This window comes from Thalassospira sp. UBA848 (assembly GCF_002295455.1).
In the GTDB taxonomy this organism is placed as follows: Bacteria; Pseudomonadota; Alphaproteobacteria; order Rhodospirillales; family Thalassospiraceae; genus Thalassospira.
Window position 1 is genome coordinate 18505 of record NZ_DBGS01000138.1, and the last position, 16767, is coordinate 35271.

Consider the following 16767-nt stretch of genomic DNA (forward strand, 5'->3'; position numbering starts at 1 on the left):
GATGTGCGCGCCAAGAATGATTTGCCCAATTATGGCGTGTTTGATGAAAAGCGCGTCTTTGCCGCGGGTCCGATGCCAACCCCGATCTCATTCAAGGGTATCAAGCTTGGTGTGCCGATCTGCGAAGATGTCTGGACGCCGCATGTTGTCGCCCATCTGGCCGATGCAGGGGCGGAAATCTTCCTTGTGCCGAATGGTTCACCCTTTGAAGCCGATAAAAGTGGCCTGCGCCGCAAGTTGATCGAGGATCGCGTGCGTGAAAGCCATGTTCCGATGATCTATTGCAACGAAGTCGGTGGTCAGGACGAGTTGGTCTTTGATGGCGGATCATTTGGCCTGAACGGCGATGGATCGCTTGCGGTGGCCCTGCCGGCCTTTGCCGAGGATGTGGTGGTGACCACCTGGCAACAGGCAGAAAGCGGTAAATGGCGTTGCGCGGATGACGCGCCAAAGGTTGCCTATCCCACCGGGCTGGATGCAATTTATCAGGCGCTGGTACTGGGCCTGCGCGATTATGTGAACAAGAACGGCTTCCCCGGTGTCGTCATCGGCATGTCGGGCGGAATCGACAGTGCGCTTTCGGCCGCGGTTGCGGTGGATGCGCTGGGTTCTGATCGTGTGCGTCTGGTGATGATGCCATCGCCTTATACCTCGGCCGAGAGCCTTGAGGATGCAGAGCTTTGCGCAGGCATGCTCAAGACCGGGATTGAAAGCATCAATATTGGCCCGGCCATGGACGCATTCGACGAAATGCTGGCACCTGCATTTGCTGGCCGCGATGTTGATATTACCGAGGAAAACATTCAGGCCCGTTCGCGCGGGATTATCCTGATGGGGCTTTCAAACAAGTTTGGTCACATGGTGCTGACCACCGGCAACAAGTCGGAAATGTCGGTCGGCTATGCCACGCTTTACGGCGATATGTGTGGTGGCTATTCGGTTCTGAAAGACCTTTATAAAACAACCGTGTTCAATCTGTGCCACTGGCGCAATGAGCATAAACCGGACGGGGCTGTGGGCCCGGATGGCATGGTGATCCCGGAACGGATTATTACCAAGCCGCCATCGGCCGAGCTTCGCCCGGATCAGAAAGACGAAGATAGTCTGCCGCCTTATGATGTTTTGGATGATATCCTGCATCAGATGATTGAAGGTGAGCGGTCTGTTCGCGATATCGTGGATAGCGGACACGATGAGGCAACAGTACGCCGGGTCTGGCGATTGCTGGATCGGGCGGAATACAAACGCCGTCAGGCACCCCCGGGGGTCAAGATCACCCCGCGCGCCTTTGGCCGTGACCGTCGCTATCCGATTACCAATGGTTTCACGAACCTTGTTACGTGATTGAAAAGTTTGAAATGACAAAACCTGTTCTGCGATTTGCCCCCAGCCCGACCGGGCTTCTTCACGTCGGTAACGCCCGTGTGGCGCTGATGAACTGGCTTTATGCCCGGAAATCAGGCGGGAAATTCATCCTGCGCTTTGACGATACCGATCCGGCGCGCTCAAAGGACGAATATGTCGACGCGATCCGTGAAGACCTTGCATGGCTTGGTATCGACTGGGATCAGGAAGAACGTCAAAGTTTGCGTCTGGACAAATATGACGCAGCGATTGACGACCTGAAAAAGCGTGAACTGCTATATCCGTGCTACGAGACGGAAGGTGAGCTGAACTGGAAACGCAAGGCGGCCCGCCAGCGTCACCAGCCGTTCATCTATGACCGCAAGGCATTGACCCTTAGCGATGAAGAAATTGCCGCCCTTGAGGCCGAAGGCCGCAAGCCGCATTGGCGTTTCCTTCTGACCGATGGTTTGGTTGAGTGGGACGATTTGACACGCGGTGTATGCTCGTTCGATACCGAACATGTGTCTGACCCGGTCCTGATCCGTGAAGATGGCTCGTTGCTTTATATGCTGGGCTCGGTGGTCGATGACCTTGAAATGGGGGTTACCCACATCATTCGCGGCGAAGACCATGTGACCAACACCGTATCGCAGATCTTGCTGTATCTTGCCCTTGGTGGAAAGCCGGGCGCGCTTGAGTTCGCCCATATGCCGCTTTTGGCGGGGCCGGGTGGTTCGCAGCTTTCAAAACGTCTGGGCAGTCTTTCACTGCGCGAGTTGCGTAATGACGGGTTTGAGGTCGAGGCGCTTGTTGGTCTTCTGACCGGCCTTGGTGCATCCGACAAGATTGAGCCGGCGAACCTTTCCCAAGTGCTCGAGAAATTCGATCTGGATCATTATGGCCGCTCCACGCCGAAATTTGATCCGGCCGAACTGGCAAGCCTCAATGAAAAAGTCATTCACGACATGTCGTTTGAGGCTGCCAAGCCAAAGCTTGAAGCCGCAGGCATGGCAGATGCCGACGAGATGTTCTGGAATGCGGTGCGCGGCAATTGCTGGCGCGTGGCAGAGGCACTGGAATGGTGGGATGTGATCCACAAAAACGTCATTCCGGAAATTGATGCCGAGGATGCCGAGTTCCTGAAAAAGGCCGCCGATATGCTGCCGGAAGGCGAGCTTGACGGCACCAGCTGGAAAACCTGGACCACAGCACTTAAGGAAGAAACCGGGCGCAAGGGCAAGCAGCTTTTCATGCCGCTGCGCAAGGCGCTGACGGCGCGCGAACATGGTCCGGAAATGTCGACGATGCTGGTTCTGATCGGGTCTGAAAAGGCACGTGACCGGTTGTGTGGGAAGGCGGTCTAAGCATCTGCTTTGATCGCCGGAAAATGCACGCATTTGACCCGATAACACAGCCAAACGGACGTTTGAAATGACCAAAACCCTTCGTATTTTTGATACGCTCACACGTGAAAAGCAGGTGTTCGAGCCGATTGACCCTGATCACGTGCGCCTCTATGTCTGCGGGCCGACGGTGTATGACTATGCCCATGTCGGCAATGCGCGCCCTGTGGTGGTGTTTGATACGCTGGTGCGCGTGCTGCGCCATATCTATCCCAAGGTGACCTATGTGCGGAATGTCACGGACGTGGATGACAAGATCAACGCGCGTGCCAAGGAAAGCGGCGAGCCGATTTCCGAAATCACCAAACGCACCCATCAGGCCTATCTGGAAGATATGGGCGCGCTTAATGCCGCCAAGCCCGATATCGAACCGCGTGCGACCGAACATATCGCGGAAATGATCGCCATGTGCGAAAGCCTGATCGAGCAGGGCTTTGCCTATGCCGCCGAGGGCCATGTGCTGTTTTCGGTCGAGGCGTTTGATGATTATGGCAAGCTGTCGCGTCGTGATCGCAAGGAAATGATCGCCGGTGCGCGGGTGGAAGTCGCCCCCTATAAAAAGGATCCGGCAGATTTCGTCCTGTGGAAACCGTCCAGTGATGATATTCCGGGTTGGGATAGCCCGTGGGGCCGTGGTCGTCCGGGCTGGCATATTGAATGCTCGGCTATGTCGACGCGTTATCTGGGTGAAAACTTTGACATCCATGGCGGTGGCTCGGATCTGGTGTTCCCGCACCATGAAAACGAACTGGCGCAGAGCTGCTGCGCGAATAAGGGTTCGAGCTACGCCAAATACTGGATGCATAACGGCCATCTGATGGTCGAAGGCGAAAAGATGTCCAAATCATTGGGCAACTTTGTCACCGTGCATGAGCTGCTTGAAAAATGGCCGGGTGAGGCGATCCGTCTGGCGATGATGGGAACCCATTACCATCAGCCGATCAACTGGACCGAAGAAAACCTGCGTCAGGCCAAAGAGGCACTTGATCGGTTCTATACAGCCTTGCGCCAAAGTGCAGATGTCACGCCCGAAGCGATGCCGGTACCGCGTGCGGTACTTGATGCGCTGTGTGATGACCTCAATACGCCGCTGGCGATTTCGGAATTCCATAACCTTGTGACCAAGTTCAACAAGGCGGAAAAGAAGTTTGAACGCTCTGAGGCAAAGGGTGAAATCCTTGCCGCGGCCAAGCTTCTGGGCATTCTTGAAGGTGACCCCGAAGCCTGGTTCACCGGATCAGCCGATGAAGACGAGGCCGCCGAGATCGAAGGGCTGATCGCCCAGCGTGCGGACGCCAAGAAGAACAAGGATTTCGCAACGGCGGACAAAATCCGAGATGACCTTCTGGCGCGCGGCATCCTCCTTGAAGATTTCAAGGAAGGCACAAGCTGGAAGCGTGTGTAAGCGCGATTTTTCGCAAAATCAGGAAGGGCCGCAGCTTCAAACTGCGGCCCTTTTTCTTTGCTTGACCTCACAGGGGCTTAATCCTGCCGTGCATCCAGTTCATCAAACACTTCGCGTGCGGCATTAAGGCCATTTATCGCAGCAGGCAGCCCGCCATAGACAGCCATTTGCCAGATGGCTTCGACGACTTCGCTGCGCGCTGCACCCGCAGACAGGGTGTGATGAATATTGATTTTAAGCTGTGGGGATGTCTGGCCACCAAGAACCGTCAGAGCCGAAATCGTGCAGAGTTGACGGGTTTTAAGATCAAGACCGGGCCGGGCGTAATGGCGTCCATAAGCCCATTCAATCAGGCTTTCGGCAAAATCCGGCACAAGGTCATCGTACTTTTCGGCAAGCTGCCCTTCGAGCGGTGGGTTAAGGCGCGCAACGATATCGCGGCCTTTTTCAAGGGCGCTGGTATTGTCTGTGGCGTTGTGGGCAGAACTGTTCATCGGGATGCTCCGTTACATTTGGCGGCCGTATCGTAAGTGGCGATTTTGGCATCAAGCACATCCAGTGTTTCGCTTAGACTGACGACACGTTTGGCCAGATCGTCGCGATAGGTCCGAAGCAATTCCCGACGTTCGGAAATCGTACCGTCGCCAAGTGCGCGCAGTTCGGCATATCGCACCCGATCACGGATCGGCATGCCGATTTGTTTCAGGCGTTCGACAAATTCCAGCCAGACCAGAACGTCCGGGCCATACACGCGTCGCCCACCGGCATCACGCAAGGCTTCCGGCAACAAACCGATCTTTTCGTAATATCGAAGCGTATGAACACTAAAGCCCGTCTTTTCAGCCACTTCACCAATCATCATGACGGCCGCCATCGTTTGAAAGGGGTATGCAGTCCCGTGTGAAGCTAGGTGATAGAGTGCACTCCAGGTCAAGCATTAATCGGTCATGCGTTTCGAGATGTCGGGATATGGAGTGGTCAGCAAATTGCATTGCCGAAATTAGCTGGGCAGATTTTTGCCAGATTTCTGTTTGAGTATGGTGGCCAACCACAAGGATAGAGCGAACCATGTCAGATTTTGATCGTCGGAAGTTCCTGAAATCGACCGGGGCGGTTGCCGCCCTTGGGGGCCTTGGTGTGTTCGGTTTGGGGACAAACAGGCACGCATTCGCGCAATCGGATGCGGCAACTGACCAGCCCGAGGTGATCCAGAAAACGATCCCCTCGACGGGCGAGACAATTCCCGCGGTCGGGCTGGGCAGCTGGATTACGTTTAACGTCGGCAATGACATTGAATTACGTAAACAGTGTGCAGATGTGATGTCCGCCTTCTTCAGGTCCGGCGGGCGTATGATCGACAGTTCCCCGATGTATGGTTCTGCGCAGGACGTTATCGGATATGGGCTTGATGCACTGGGTGCACACAACAAGGTGTTTTCGACCGACAAGGTTTGGACATCGGGTGATGGCGCCAGCCAAATCACAGAAACATCCGAACGCTGGAAAGTGCAGAAGTTTGACCTTTTGCAGGTCCACAACCTGCTTGGCATTAACGAGAACTTGCCGCTTCTGTTTCGCATGAAGGATGCGGGGCAGTTGCGTTATGTGGGTGTCACGACGTCGCACGGTCGGCGTACCGAAGATCTGATTGCCGTGATGAAGAACGAGCGCCTTGATTTCGTGCAGGTGACCTATAACCCGGTAGATCGCAAGGTCGAGGACTACCTGTTACCGCTGGCCTATGATCGTGGCATTGCCGTGATCATTAATCGCCCGTTTCGCGGTGGGAGCCTGCCCGAACGACTGGAAGGCGAACCCTTGCCCGAGTTCGCCCGCGAACTTGAAGTCAAAAGCTGGGCACAACTGATCCTGAAATACCTTATCTCCCATCCAGCGGTGACCTGTCCGATTCCGGCCACCACCAAACCGGCCCATGCGATGGAAAACATGGCAGCTGCAACCGGGGCGCTGCCAGATGAAAAGATGCGTGAACAAATCGCGGCCGTGATCGGCGTTCTGGTTTGAGCAAGGCAAGTGTGGGGCAAACGGCATGAGTGAATGGTGGGATTACGGACTGGCAGATTTGCTGTTGTTTTCGCCGCGGGTGTATTACCGGCTGTTTGAAATTATGAATACGACCTGGTGGCTGGTGGTTGTCAGTGCGCTGGTTGCCGGGGTGATTGCATCGGGTCTGGCACTTCGGCATGGATTTCGTGGCAACCGGGTTATTTTGGTTTTGCTGGCACTGGTCTGGGCATGGTGCGGTTATGGGTTCCTGTGGCAGTATTACAGGCCGATCAACTGGGCCATTCCGTATCTGTTGCCGGGCTTTGCCCTGCAAGTCGTTTTGTTTGCCATCTTTGCCGCACGTCCTTTGCCGCTTCGATTTGGTTGGCGGGGTGACTTTTCAAGCTATGTTGGTCTGACGTTGGTCGCCTGTGCGCTAATTGCCTTTCCGTTTGTTGGCCTGATTGAGGGGCGCGATCTGTTGCAGGCCGAACTGTTTGGTAGTGCGGCTGATCCGACAGCACTTGGCACATTGGGCTTTGTGCTTTTGTCGCGCGGAACGTGGCGCTGGGCGTTGTTGCCTGTACCGTTGCTGTGGTGCGTGATATCGGCGGGCACGCTTTGGGTGATGGATCAACAAGTGGCTTTCGTGATGCTGGCGGCGGTCTGGGTCACCGTTTTCTGCGGTTGGCTGGACCTTAAAAACGGTGTCACCACCAAGCGCCTGACAGAGGCAGAAATCAAAGACCCGGCCTCCTGAAGTAAAAAAATCACTTCACGCAGAAAAAAGTCTGGAAACCACCGTCAATCGGTGGTTTCGTAACTTTTGCTGAAACAAGTCGTTTGTCTGGATCACCCTGCATCAGACCAATGCGCGGTAAGCAAATTCAGAAATGACTTTTCGGTAATCCCCAAGCGTGAAAGGGCGAGCCATGATCCAGGTTTTAACCAGTGTCTGGGCACTTCTTATTGGCGTTGTCCTGATTATGCTGGGCAATGGCATGCATTTTACCCTGATTGGCCTGCGTGGCGGGATTGAGGGGTTTTCCTCGGCCGAGCTTGCAATTGTGACATCGGGTTACTTCGCCGGGTTCCTTGCGGGCGCACGTATTACACCAAGAATGATCAAACGCGTTGGTCATGTGCGTGTCTTTGCCGCGTTGGGTAGCTTTACCTCTGCCGGTTTGATTGCATTGCCGCTGATTGCAGAACCCTGGGCATGGACCCTGTTGCGTGTGCTTCTGGGGTTTTGCATGTCGGGGATTTACGTCACCGCGGAAAGCTGGCTGAATGATTCGTCGACCAACGAAACACGTGGCAAGGTTCTGTCAGCCTATATGATTGCCCAGACGCTGGGCATTATCGGTGCGCAGGGTCTCTTGACGTTTGGGGATGCAGCAAATTCCGCCCTGTTTATTGTGGCATCGATTCTGGTTTCGATTTCCTTTGCACCGATCCTGCTTTCGGCAACCTCGGTTCCAATGACCGAAGCAGCCCGACCGATGGGGCTTAAAGAGCTTTTCTCCGGATCACCCCTGAGTACGGTGGGTATCTTCCTTCTGGGGTGCGTTTATGCAATCCAAACCGGTATGGCGGCGGTTTTCGGCACCCAGATTGACATGACGGCCGGCCAAATCGCGACTTTTGTTGCGATGCTGTTTGCCGGTGCGTTGCTATTTCAATACCCGATTGGCTGGCTGTCGGACCGTATGGATCGACGCAAGCTGATCTTTGGGGCGTCCATGGTGGCGATGGCAGCCTGTATTCTGGGCTGGGTATCAGGAGATAATCTTGTCTTCATGCTGTGCGCAGCCTTTGTAGCCGGTGGCATGACGACACCGCTTTATGCGCTGTTTCTGGCCTACACCAACGACTTCCTGCCGCTTGAAGATATGCCGGCAGCGTCAGGCGGTCTGGTGCTGACATTCGGGGTCGGCGCGATCCTGGGGCCGCTTCTGGCCGGTTGGTCGATGGAGCATCTTGGTCCAAGGACTTTTTGGCTGGTGCTTGCCATGACATTTGCTGTGATTTCGGTTTATGCGCTTTATCGCATGACGCGCCGTGAGGCGCTGCCGGTCGAAGAAACGGAAAGCTATGTCAGCGTCCTGCCGACGGCATCGCCCATGGCGGTTGAAACCGCCGGTGTCTGGGCAGCAGAACAGGCAGAAGCCGAGGCGGAGGCCGCCGCAGAAGAAGCCGCTGCAGAAGAAGCAGAGGCCGAGGCTGCAGCTGAAACTGAAGCAAAAGAAAAAGCCGATACTGCAAAGGATGAACCGCCCAAGGTTTAAGCCTTGGGTGGTTGCCCTAGCGGTTAAACAGCAATCTGATCCCGACAGCCGCGAAGAACACGCCAAGCAATCCATTGATCCAGCTTGCCGCCCGACGATAAATCGAAATGGCCGGGGCAGTGGAGAACGCCGTTGCGTAAAGCAGGTGTGTGCTCGTGGAAATCAGGCCGCAGCCAATGACAATTGCAGCCCCGACCCAAAGCGGGGCGCCTTCCTGAAAGCCGATGGAAATGATGGCGATCCAGGTCAGGATAGCCTTCGGGTTTGTAAGGTGCAGACCCAAGCCACGGAAGTAATATCCACGACCAGAGATTTGAGCAGCGTCAATGGCTGCGGCGGATGTTTGTGCGCTTGGAGCTTTGCGAAAAGCCGTGCGAAACGCGCGGTAAGACATCCACAGCAAATAAAGCCCGCCAAAAATCCGGATGGCCGTCATGGCATCGGCATATGTCGCCAAAACAGCCGACAAACCGGTCAGGGTCAGAAGGCCGATGGAAAAGGAACCGGTTCCGATGCCAAGGGCAAAATGTTGTCCGGCACGGCGGCCCTGATCAAGGGAGACGCCCATCAAACCCAAAAGGGCGGGGCCGGGGCTGATGAGACCGACCAGCAAGGCGGCATAAGACAGCAATATTCCGGGCAGATATTGCCCGATTTCGGCAAAACTGATCATGGGGCGTTTCCTTTGGTGGTGGCAGGAGTAGCCGAGGGTCCAAACTCATTCAAATGACCGTTCCGGTCTCCCGGATTTGTGCGGATATGCGAAGCAAAATTGCAGGAAGATGCACATCTTTCAAGATTTTGCGACAACGTAGCCCGTGCAAATCCGGGAGATCCAAAGGACAACTGATATGAAAGAAAGCCTCTGCGTCAAATCCCTTGATTGGGGATCCCCCCAATCTGTGGGCTTTTCCTTGTTTTTTCTTTCATATCAATTGCCGGAGCGATCATTTGAATGAGTTTGGACCCTGGATCGGGAATGGATGTCTGTCGAGTTCAACGAAAAAGCCCGATCCAATGGACCGGGCTTTGATCGTTTGTCTGTTTGGCGCCAAAATCAGGCGTCGTTTTGTGCTTCGGCAAGGATTTCATCACCCTGACGCGCGATTTCCGACAGAGCCTGTTCGAATACCTCTGGCGGGTGGCCGCCGGAAATGGCGAATTTGCCGTTCACCACGTAGGTTGGGACAGAACTGATACCGGCATCACCAAACTCGTCTTCCTCGGCGCGGACTTCCTTGGCGAATTCGTCGCTGGCAAGGATTTCGGCGGCGCGTTCCGACGAAAGGCCAACTTCCTCGACTGCGCGTTTCAAAACACCATGGTCGGCGGTGTTGTCTCCGCCCTGGAAGTAGGCGGCAAAAAGATTGAGTTTAAGCGCGGTCTGTTGTCCGTATTCGCCTTCCTTGCCCGCCCAGTACAGCAAACGGTGGGCGTCAAAGGTGTTATAGATGCGGGAATCAGATCCGAAATGAATCGGGAAGCCGACATTTTCACCCATCATGGTGATGCGGGCGCGGTTGTCTGCACTTTGATCTGCCGTCAGGCCGTACTTTTCGCTGATATGTTCGGAAAGGTCCTGACCTTCTGGCGGCATATCACGGTTTAGTTCAAACGGATGCCAGCGCAGTGTGACGTCAATTTCACCGTCAAGACGGCTGATGGCATCTTCGAGGTTTTTATAACCGATGATGCACCACGGGCAGACCACGTCCGAAACAATGTCGATCTGCATGGGAATGGCTTTGGTCATTGGATTAGGATTGCCTTGGGTTATGTAACGTTATCGCTACCCCAACACATAATCGACATGGCGTCAAACGCAAGGAAAAGGCTGGTCGGGCCGTCCTGGAAAGTCATTTCATCAGTTTTTGCTGATTTTCGCGTTCAGATCGTCGATCAGATGATCAATTATACTGCCGACGGGCATTGTCGACCATGTATTCGGCAAAGGTTTCAAGGATCGGGCAAGACCAGTCCGCGCGGGTCAATTCCCCGTCACGTTCCCAATCGCCATACCAGCGTTCATCAATATCGCGGAAAATGGTGTAGCGGGCAAAGCGATCCGACGCGGTCCAACAGTTCCGACCGGTACGTTCCCAAGTCAGGCCGGCTAGCATCATGATGTCAACGCTGGTGGAGGCGTTTTTTACCATTTTTGTTGTCCTCGGACATCGCGCGATCGCTATTGATGTTGATGGTGGGCAGGCCTTCGATCACGCCGCCTATGATATGCAACTAAAGATAAGCACCGACTGGTGGGGGTTACAATCATTCAAGGGGACAGGTTCGCTATCCTAAAGGTGAGTAATTTGTTGAAATAGAGTGGAAATTGTCCCAAAGGCGGCAATTCGCGTAATGCTGTTGCGCTGATGACTGTTTTGCGGCAATTTGCCAGACCCGCAAAACACATGGGACCATGAGGCTTGCGGACAGAACAGTGGCGGCAAAACGAACGGCCGTCACAGAGAGACTATCGATCAGTTGGAATGAAAATGTCAGACAAGCGCGTCTATCTCTATGACAGTACCTTGCGCGATGGGCAGCAGACCCAGGGCGTGGATTTTTCGGCCGCGGACAAAACCGCGATTGCCAAGGCACTGGACGAACTGTCGATTGACTATATTGAAGGCGGTTGGCCAGGGGCGAACCCGACGGATGATGCATTCTTTGCCAATCCGCCCAAACTGAAAAATTCCAAACTGACAGCCTTTGGCATGACCCGACGCGCTGGCCGTTCGGCGTCAAACGATCCGGGGCTGACCAGCCTGGCGCAGAATGCGCCGATTGTTTGCATGGTCGGCAAAAGCTGGGATTTTCAGGTGACCGAGGCGCTTGGGATCGAGCTTGATGAAAACCTTGCGATGATCTCGGACTCAATAGCGCATCTGAAATCCAAGGTTTCCGAAGTGATGTTCGATGCCGAGCATTTCTTTGATGGTTACAAGGCCAACCGCGACTATGCGTTGTCTGCGATCACGTCGGCCTATGAGGCCGGGGCACGCTGGGTTGTCTTGTGTGACACCAATGGCGGCACACTGCCTGACGAGATTTTTGACATTGTTACCGATGTTTGCAGCCAGATCCCCGGAACCCATGTCGGCATTCATTGCCACAATGATACGGAAAACGCGGTTGCGAACTCCTTGGCCGCGGTGCGTGCCGGTGCACGTCAGGTACAAGGTACGTTAAATGGCCTTGGCGAGCGGTGTGGCAATGCCAACCTGATTTCGATCATTCCGACCCTGATGCTCAAGATGGGATATGATGTTGGCATTTCCCACGACCAGCTGAGCAGCCTTCGCCGGATTTCGCACATCCTTGACGAGCGCCTTAACCGCGAGCCATTGCGTCAGGCGGCCTATGTTGGCGACAGCGCCTTTGCCCATAAGGGCGGTTTGCATGTTTCCGCAGTCGAAAAGAACCCGACCTGTTACGAGCATGTCGAACCGCATCTGGTCGGCAACCAGCGCCATATTCTGGTGTCCGATCAGGCGGGGCGGTCCAATATCCTTGCGCGTTTCCGCGAGATCGGGGTCGATGTTGATCCGAAATCAGAAGCGATCGGCAAGCTGGTTGAAACCGTCAAACAACGCGAATTTGATGGCTATGCCTATGACGGGGCAGAGGCCAGCTTTGAGTTGCTCGCACGCAAGGCGATGGGCGAGCTCGATCGTTATTTCCGCGTGACGTCGTTCCGCGTGATTGATGAACGCCGCTGGGTCGATGAACAGGACGAGCAGGTCATCACCATGAGTGAGGCCACCGTCAAGGTCGTGGTCGGCGATGATCAGTTCATGTCGGTTGCCGAAGGTAACGGCCCGGTTAACGCCCTTGATGCTGCCCTTCGTAAAGTCCTTTTGACGGTGCCGGAATACCGCGAAGCGGTCGAACAGATTGAACTGATCGATTACAAGGTCCGCATTATAACCCGCGGCGATGGCACGCGTGCGGTGACCCGCGTCATGATCGAAAGCCGTGACGCAGAGGGCAATTACTGGGCAACGGTTGGGGTTTCAACCAACATTATCGAGGCGTCCTATAACGCGCTTCGGGATTCCATTACCTATAAGCTGTTCAAGTCCGGGGTACGCAGCCAGCACGCCTGATGCTGTGATCGGATATCAGCCAAATAGATGCAGCCGGGCCATATCAAGGTCCGGCTGTTTTCGTGACGGATAAGGAGACTTAAATCTGGAGGCTGGCGCGAACGGTTGGCTTTTGCTAAGTAAGCGCCAATATGGACGGAGGATGCCCGACCATACCTTCATCTGACGACCGGAGAATAGCGCGATGAGCGAGCCCATCGGCAGTGCCAAGCCTGAAACAGGCGGGATTGCCAATCCACCCGTGATCATTCTGATCGAACCGCAGCTTGGCGATAATATCGGCAAGGCCGCGCGCGCGATGCTTAATTGTGGTCTGGTGGATTTGCGTCTGGTGCGTCCGCGCGATGGCTGGCCGAATGAACGGGCAACTGCCAATGCATCGGGTGCCGATATCGTCATCGACAACACCAAGGTGTTTGAGCGCGAAGAAGATGCGCTGGCCGATCTGAACCGTGTCTACGTTACCACCGCCCGAACGCGCGACGCGATCAAGCCGGTCTTTACGCCCAAGGGGCTGGCACCGGAAATGCGTGCTGTGATCGGGCGCGGTGAGAAGGTCGGCGTGATGTTCGGCCCGGAACGCACGGGCGTTCGCAACGAACATATCGCGATGGGGGATGCGGTTGTGACCGTGCCGCTTAATCCCGGTTTCACGTCGCTTAACCTGGCCCAGGCGGTTTTGTTGATCGGGTATGAATGGTGGCAGGCGGGCGTTGATGTGCCGGACTATCAGTTGATGATGGCCGATACGTTCCCGGCGACCAAGAATGATATGGAACGCCTTTTCGCCCATCTTGAGAGCGAACTTGATGAATCGGGGTTCTTTCGCGTGGCGGAAAAACGCCCCGGCATGGCGCGCAATATTCGCAACATCTTTAACCGTGCCAACCTGACCCATCAGGAAGTGCAGACGCTGCGCGGTATGATCGTTGCCATGCGGGGCGGCAAGCATAAACCAAAGGACTGATTTTTCAGTTGGTTGGCAGGTGCCGGTTTCATTACGCGCCGTCGCGGCCAAAGTCGGCAGAAATGCAGGGCTTCCATACCGTATGGCGGGCGCGATTAATGTTTGACTCTTGAACAATCATCTCTATATTGCGCCTCACTTCCGAGAAAGTGGGTCGAAACATGTGGTTTCGTCCCCGTTCCGCATGTCCGGGCCAAATGCTGGTTCTGGCGGCTGGAAACTATCGGGACAATAAGTGATCTTAAAAAAGAGAGTTACAAAATGTCGAAACGTATTGCTGCAAAGCATAAGATTGACCGCCGCCTTGGTGTGAACCTTTGGGGCCGTGCAAAATCGCCGCTGAACAAGCGCGAATATGCACCGGGCATGCATGGTGCTACCCGCCGTAAGAAGCCGACCGACTATGGTACCCAGCTGTTTGCGAAACAGCAGCTCAAAGGCTACTACGGCTCGATCTCTGAAAAACAGTTCCTGCGCTACTACAAAGAAGCGTCCCGTCGTCCGGGCGATACCTCCGAGCATCTGGTTGGTATTCTTGAGCAGCGCCTTGATGCGGTTATCTACCGCATGAAATTCGTTCCGACCGTGTTCGCTGCACGTCAGTTCGTTAACCACGGCCACATTCTTGTCAACGGCAAGAAAGTAACCATCCCGTCCTACCTTGTTAAAGAAGGTGACGTTGTCGAAGTGAAACCTGCTTCGCGCGAAATCCCGATGGTGATGGAAGCTGCCAACCTGAACGAACGTGACGTTCCGGAATACATGGACGTTGACGCGAAGGCCTTCAAAGGCACCTTCGTTCGCGTACCGAAATTCGCAGAAATTCCGTACCCGGTTCAGATGCAGCCGAACCTGGTCATCGAATTCTACTCGCGTTGATCCTTACGGATTTCGCGACGAACCGATACGAAGACGCCCGCTGGAAACAGCGGGCGTTTTTTGTTTGTCTGCATATTGCAAAATGCCGGTATCAGGCAGGTGGTTTGTTGATCTGCTCGGACGCCTGTTGGGCGGCAGCAGCCATAGCTTCCTGTTTTTGTTCCGGTGTGGCGTCGGCGGGCACGGCGACCTTGACGTCGCGGGACGCCATCTGGATGCCGTTTTCCTTGAACATGGCGAGAACCCGCTGATAGACGGTTTTGCGGATCATGAACTGTTCACCGGGTTTCGAGGTGTATTTAAGTCCGATCACCATGTTGAATTCTTCCATGCGGCGCACGCCCTGGGATTTCAGCGGTTCGATGAAGCTGTCCCCGATCAGCGGATCTTCCAGAAGCTCTGCGGCCAGTTTTTTGACCAGCTTCTTGATCTTGTTGACGTCCGTCTCAAATGGCACGCGGAATTCAAGCTTCACAATCACCCAGTCGCGGCTGTGGTTGACGATGGATTTGATTTCGCCAAATGGGACGGTCTGAAGCGGGCCGCGGTGATGGCGCAACTGCATGGAACGGATAGAGATGTTTTCGACCCGACCGCGCAGATTTTCGACTTCGATATATTCCCCCAGCCGAAACGCATCATCGAGCAGGAAGAACACCCCCGCCACCACGTCGCGCACAAGCGCCTGACTGCCAAAGCCAAGCGCCAGACCGACAACACCGGCACCGGCGATCAGCGGACCGATATCAACGCCGAGCGACGACAAGGTGACCATTGCCACCATGATGACAATCACGGTCAGGGCAAAGTTCTTAAGCAATGGCAAAAGGGTTTCGACCCGTGACAGGCCCGATCCACCGCCTTCGTCCCCGGCATTGCCCTGGTTGGAGGCATTCATGCGTTCATCAAGGAAGGTCTTGATCAGCGACCAGATCAGGTCTGCGATCAGCAGGATCATGATGATTTCGGTCGAGCTATCAATAATCCGCGCGACGATACCGGCATCATCGGCCTGTGCAAGGCGGTCAAAGCCCCAGATGCGCCACATGCTTGCCAGAACAAACACCAGTGCCAGAAGCCGCACACCGCGTTTGAGGACCTTGGTAAAGACCGGTGTCTTGGGTTTGACGGGTTCGAACTCCTCGTGATTTTCAAGGGCGATGGCTTCTAAACGTGCATTATGTTCGGTGGCTTCCTGCTCGGCCACCTGCAATTTCTTGCGATGCTGGCTTTCGATAATGTTGCGGAATACGACATCAAACAGGCAGGCAATACCAATGGCCAGAAGCGCCTTGAGGATGCGTTCGGCACCAATGACCGCCACGCCGCCAACAAGGATGAACCAGCTACAGACAATCACCGGCCACAGGCGGGCCATGGATGTTGGCAGGGCCATTTTCTCTACGTCCGTGCTTGAGACATGGCTGGCAAAGAACCGACCCAGCGAGACAGTCGCAAAACAAAAGGCGAGGACGGAAATCACCACCGCAGCGTCAAACAGGATAATATCACCGGCAACCATGGTCGGGGCGGCCCGAAAGACGCCCGCAAGTGCAAAGGCAAACAGAGAAATTCCAGCAGCCCAGGTCAGGTTCGTGGTGAGGGCCCTGGCTGCAACCGGATCGACATTGATCATACGAAGGCCTTCGGCCTTGGGCGCAAACAGGAATTGCAGCACGATGATCAGGAAACGAAGCGCGAAGAACGCCATCAAAAGCGACATAACGGCCGCCTTCATGATTTCCGGCCAATCGAACATCATGAAGGTGCCAAGCGATCCGATGGCAAAGACAAACAACGAGAGCAGCGACAATACGCTGAGCCCGGCAATATGTTTGAGGCGTTCGGTAAAGGTCTGTGGTGTGCGCGATTCAAGATAGGCACACATCGGGGCCGACAGTCTGCGATAGATCAGCTCTGCAAGGATGCCGACACCCACGAAGATAACGGTAAACAGCAAGATCCGCATCAAACCGCTTTTGCCAAAATCGCTTGAAAGCAGATCAAGGGTTGCAACGAATTCACCCGGGAAAGCATCAAAGCCGGCAAGTGTTTGGGCAATACGCGCCTGTGTTCGGTCCATTCCTTCTTCAAGGAAGCCATAATAGCTGAAGGTCTCTGCAACGACATTATCCTCGCCTGACGTGGCGGCTTCCGTCGTTGTGGTGTCGTCGCTTCCCATCGTGGCAACAGCCGCCATCTGCGCCTGAGCAGGCATTGCGGGCGCAATGACAAACAGCGCAAAAAGCCAAATGGCAAAACATGCCATTGTTTTGATTGATGGTTTCATGCCGGTGACTTCCCCTTTGGCGCAATCGATAGCGTGCATTAAAGATGGGGAAGTCCAAAGAAACCATCAAGA

Annotated in this window: 15 protein-coding genes; 9 read left to right on the top strand and 6 right to left on the bottom strand. The window is 54.9% G+C overall.

The features are described from left to right. The 3 genes from B2R48_RS19090 to cysS all read left to right on the top strand — a co-directional run. Positions 1-1344 (top strand): NAD+ synthase (locus tag B2R48_RS19090; protein WP_297003507.1); only part of this gene is annotated, 1344 nt, incomplete at its 5' end. Positions 1345-1358: 14 nt separating this feature from the next. Further along, positions 1359-2711: a glutamate--tRNA ligase gene (gene gltX / locus B2R48_RS19095; protein ID WP_297003509.1), complete on the top strand. Its 1353-nt coding sequence runs from the start codon at positions 1359-1361 to the stop codon at positions 2709-2711. 67 nt (positions 2712-2778) lie between these two features. Next, positions 2779-4155, top strand: a complete 1377-nt coding sequence (gene cysS, locus B2R48_RS19100) for a cysteine--tRNA ligase (RefSeq protein ID WP_297003510.1) — start codon at positions 2779-2781, stop codon at positions 4153-4155. A gap of 77 nt (positions 4156-4232) precedes the next feature. On the opposite strand, the gene B2R48_RS19105 is transcribed toward cysS, so the two are convergent. Both B2R48_RS19105 and B2R48_RS19110 read right to left on the bottom strand, forming a co-directional pair. Then, a complete protein-coding gene (locus B2R48_RS19105; protein ID WP_297003512.1) occupies positions 4233-4649 on the bottom strand; it encodes a carboxymuconolactone decarboxylase family protein in 417 nt (138 codons plus the stop codon). Further along, positions 4646-5017, bottom strand: a complete 372-nt coding sequence (locus tag B2R48_RS19110; RefSeq protein WP_297003516.1) for a MerR family transcriptional regulator — start codon at positions 5015-5017, stop codon at positions 4646-4648. Before B2R48_RS19110 ends, B2R48_RS19105 begins: the two co-directional genes overlap by 4 nt. A gap of 206 nt (positions 5018-5223) precedes the next feature. On the opposite strand from B2R48_RS19110, the gene B2R48_RS19115 reads away from it, so the two are divergent. The 3 genes from B2R48_RS19115 to B2R48_RS19125 all read left to right on the top strand — a co-directional run bounded on the left by B2R48_RS19115 (position 5224) and on the right by B2R48_RS19125 (position 8450). Continuing rightward, positions 5224-6180, top strand: coding sequence for an aldo/keto reductase (locus B2R48_RS19115; RefSeq protein ID WP_297003519.1), 957 nt, complete (start codon positions 5224-5226; stop codon positions 6178-6180). Positions 6181-6205: 25 nt separating this feature from the next. After that, positions 6206-6922 carry a hypothetical protein gene (locus B2R48_RS19120; RefSeq protein WP_297003521.1) on the top strand — a complete coding sequence of 239 codons (717 nt, stop codon included), beginning with the start codon at positions 6206-6208 and terminating at the stop codon, positions 6920-6922. A 172-nt stretch (positions 6923-7094) separates the two neighbouring features. Further along, a complete protein-coding gene (locus B2R48_RS19125) occupies positions 7095-8450 on the top strand; it encodes an MFS transporter (RefSeq protein WP_249742271.1) in 1356 nt (451 codons plus the stop codon). A gap of 16 nt (positions 8451-8466) precedes the next feature. Here B2R48_RS19125 and B2R48_RS19130 read toward each other — a convergent pair whose 3' ends face one another. From B2R48_RS19130 to B2R48_RS19140, 3 genes are all read right to left on the bottom strand, one after another. After that, positions 8467-9123 carry a LysE family translocator gene (locus B2R48_RS19130; protein WP_297003525.1) on the bottom strand — a complete coding sequence of 219 codons (657 nt, stop codon included), beginning with the start codon at positions 9121-9123 and terminating at the stop codon, positions 8467-8469. A 384-nt stretch (positions 9124-9507) separates the two neighbouring features. Further along, positions 9508-10203 carry a DsbA family oxidoreductase gene (locus B2R48_RS19135; protein ID WP_297003526.1) on the bottom strand — a complete coding sequence of 232 codons (696 nt, stop codon included), beginning with the start codon at positions 10201-10203 and terminating at the stop codon, positions 9508-9510. 154 nt (positions 10204-10357) lie between these two features. Further along, positions 10358-10606, bottom strand: a complete 249-nt coding sequence (locus B2R48_RS19140; RefSeq protein ID WP_062954300.1) for a hypothetical protein — start codon at positions 10604-10606, stop codon at positions 10358-10360. A gap of 339 nt (positions 10607-10945) precedes the next feature. Between B2R48_RS19140 and cimA the strand changes: the two genes are divergently transcribed. The 3 genes from cimA to rpsD all read left to right on the top strand — a co-directional run bounded on the left by cimA (position 10946) and on the right by rpsD (position 14405). Beyond that, on the top strand, positions 10946-12559 hold the full coding sequence (gene cimA, locus B2R48_RS19145) for a citramalate synthase (protein WP_213475533.1): 1614 nt from the start codon (positions 10946-10948) through the stop codon (positions 12557-12559). Between the two features lie 184 nt (positions 12560-12743). Next, positions 12744-13526 (top strand): RNA methyltransferase, encoded by a 783-nt coding sequence (locus B2R48_RS19150; RefSeq protein WP_213475534.1) that lies wholly within the window; start codon positions 12744-12746, stop codon positions 13524-13526. A gap of 261 nt (positions 13527-13787) precedes the next feature. After that, the gene (gene rpsD, locus B2R48_RS19155) at positions 13788-14405 is read left to right on the top strand and encodes a 30S ribosomal protein S4 (protein WP_062954294.1); all 618 of its coding nucleotides are present in this window, start codon (positions 13788-13790) and stop codon (positions 14403-14405) included. Positions 14406-14496: 91 nt separating this feature from the next. On the opposite strand, the gene B2R48_RS19160 is transcribed toward rpsD, so the two are convergent. After that, on the bottom strand, positions 14497-16695 hold the full coding sequence (locus B2R48_RS19160) for a mechanosensitive ion channel family protein (protein ID WP_297003531.1): 2199 nt from the start codon (positions 16693-16695) through the stop codon (positions 14497-14499). Positions 16696-16767 lie beyond the last annotated feature (72 nt).

Coding starts and splice junctions, on each gene's coding strand:
- rpsD (WP_062954294.1), top strand. CDS start 13,788: ATGTCGAAACGTATTGCTGCAAAGCATAAGATTGACCGCCGCCTTGGT.
- B2R48_RS19160 (WP_297003531.1), bottom strand. CDS start 16,695: ATGAAACCATCAATCAAAACAATGGCATGTTTTGCCATTTGGCTTTTT.
- B2R48_RS19120 (WP_297003521.1), top strand. CDS start 6,206: ATGAGTGAATGGTGGGATTACGGACTGGCAGATTTGCTGTTGTTTTCG.
- B2R48_RS19105 (WP_297003512.1), bottom strand. CDS start 4,649: ATGAACAGTTCTGCCCACAACGCCACAGACAATACCAGCGCCCTTGAA.
- B2R48_RS19135 (WP_297003526.1), bottom strand. CDS start 10,203: ATGACCAAAGCCATTCCCATGCAGATCGACATTGTTTCGGACGTGGTC.
- B2R48_RS19125 (WP_249742271.1), top strand. CDS start 7,095: ATGATCCAGGTTTTAACCAGTGTCTGGGCACTTCTTATTGGCGTTGTC.
- B2R48_RS19140 (WP_062954300.1), bottom strand. CDS start 10,606: ATGGTAAAAAACGCCTCCACCAGCGTTGACATCATGATGCTAGCCGGC.
- B2R48_RS19130 (WP_297003525.1), bottom strand. CDS start 9,123: ATGATCAGTTTTGCCGAAATCGGGCAATATCTGCCCGGAATATTGCTG.
- B2R48_RS19110 (WP_297003516.1), bottom strand. CDS start 5,017: ATGATGATTGGTGAAGTGGCTGAAAAGACGGGCTTTAGTGTTCATACG.
- B2R48_RS19115 (WP_297003519.1), top strand. CDS start 5,224: ATGTCAGATTTTGATCGTCGGAAGTTCCTGAAATCGACCGGGGCGGTT.
- cysS (WP_297003510.1), top strand. CDS start 2,779: ATGACCAAAACCCTTCGTATTTTTGATACGCTCACACGTGAAAAGCAG.
- B2R48_RS19150 (WP_213475534.1), top strand. CDS start 12,744: ATGAGCGAGCCCATCGGCAGTGCCAAGCCTGAAACAGGCGGGATTGCC.
- cimA (WP_213475533.1), top strand. CDS start 10,946: ATGTCAGACAAGCGCGTCTATCTCTATGACAGTACCTTGCGCGATGGG.
- gltX (WP_297003509.1), top strand. CDS start 1,359: ATGACAAAACCTGTTCTGCGATTTGCCCCCAGCCCGACCGGGCTTCTT.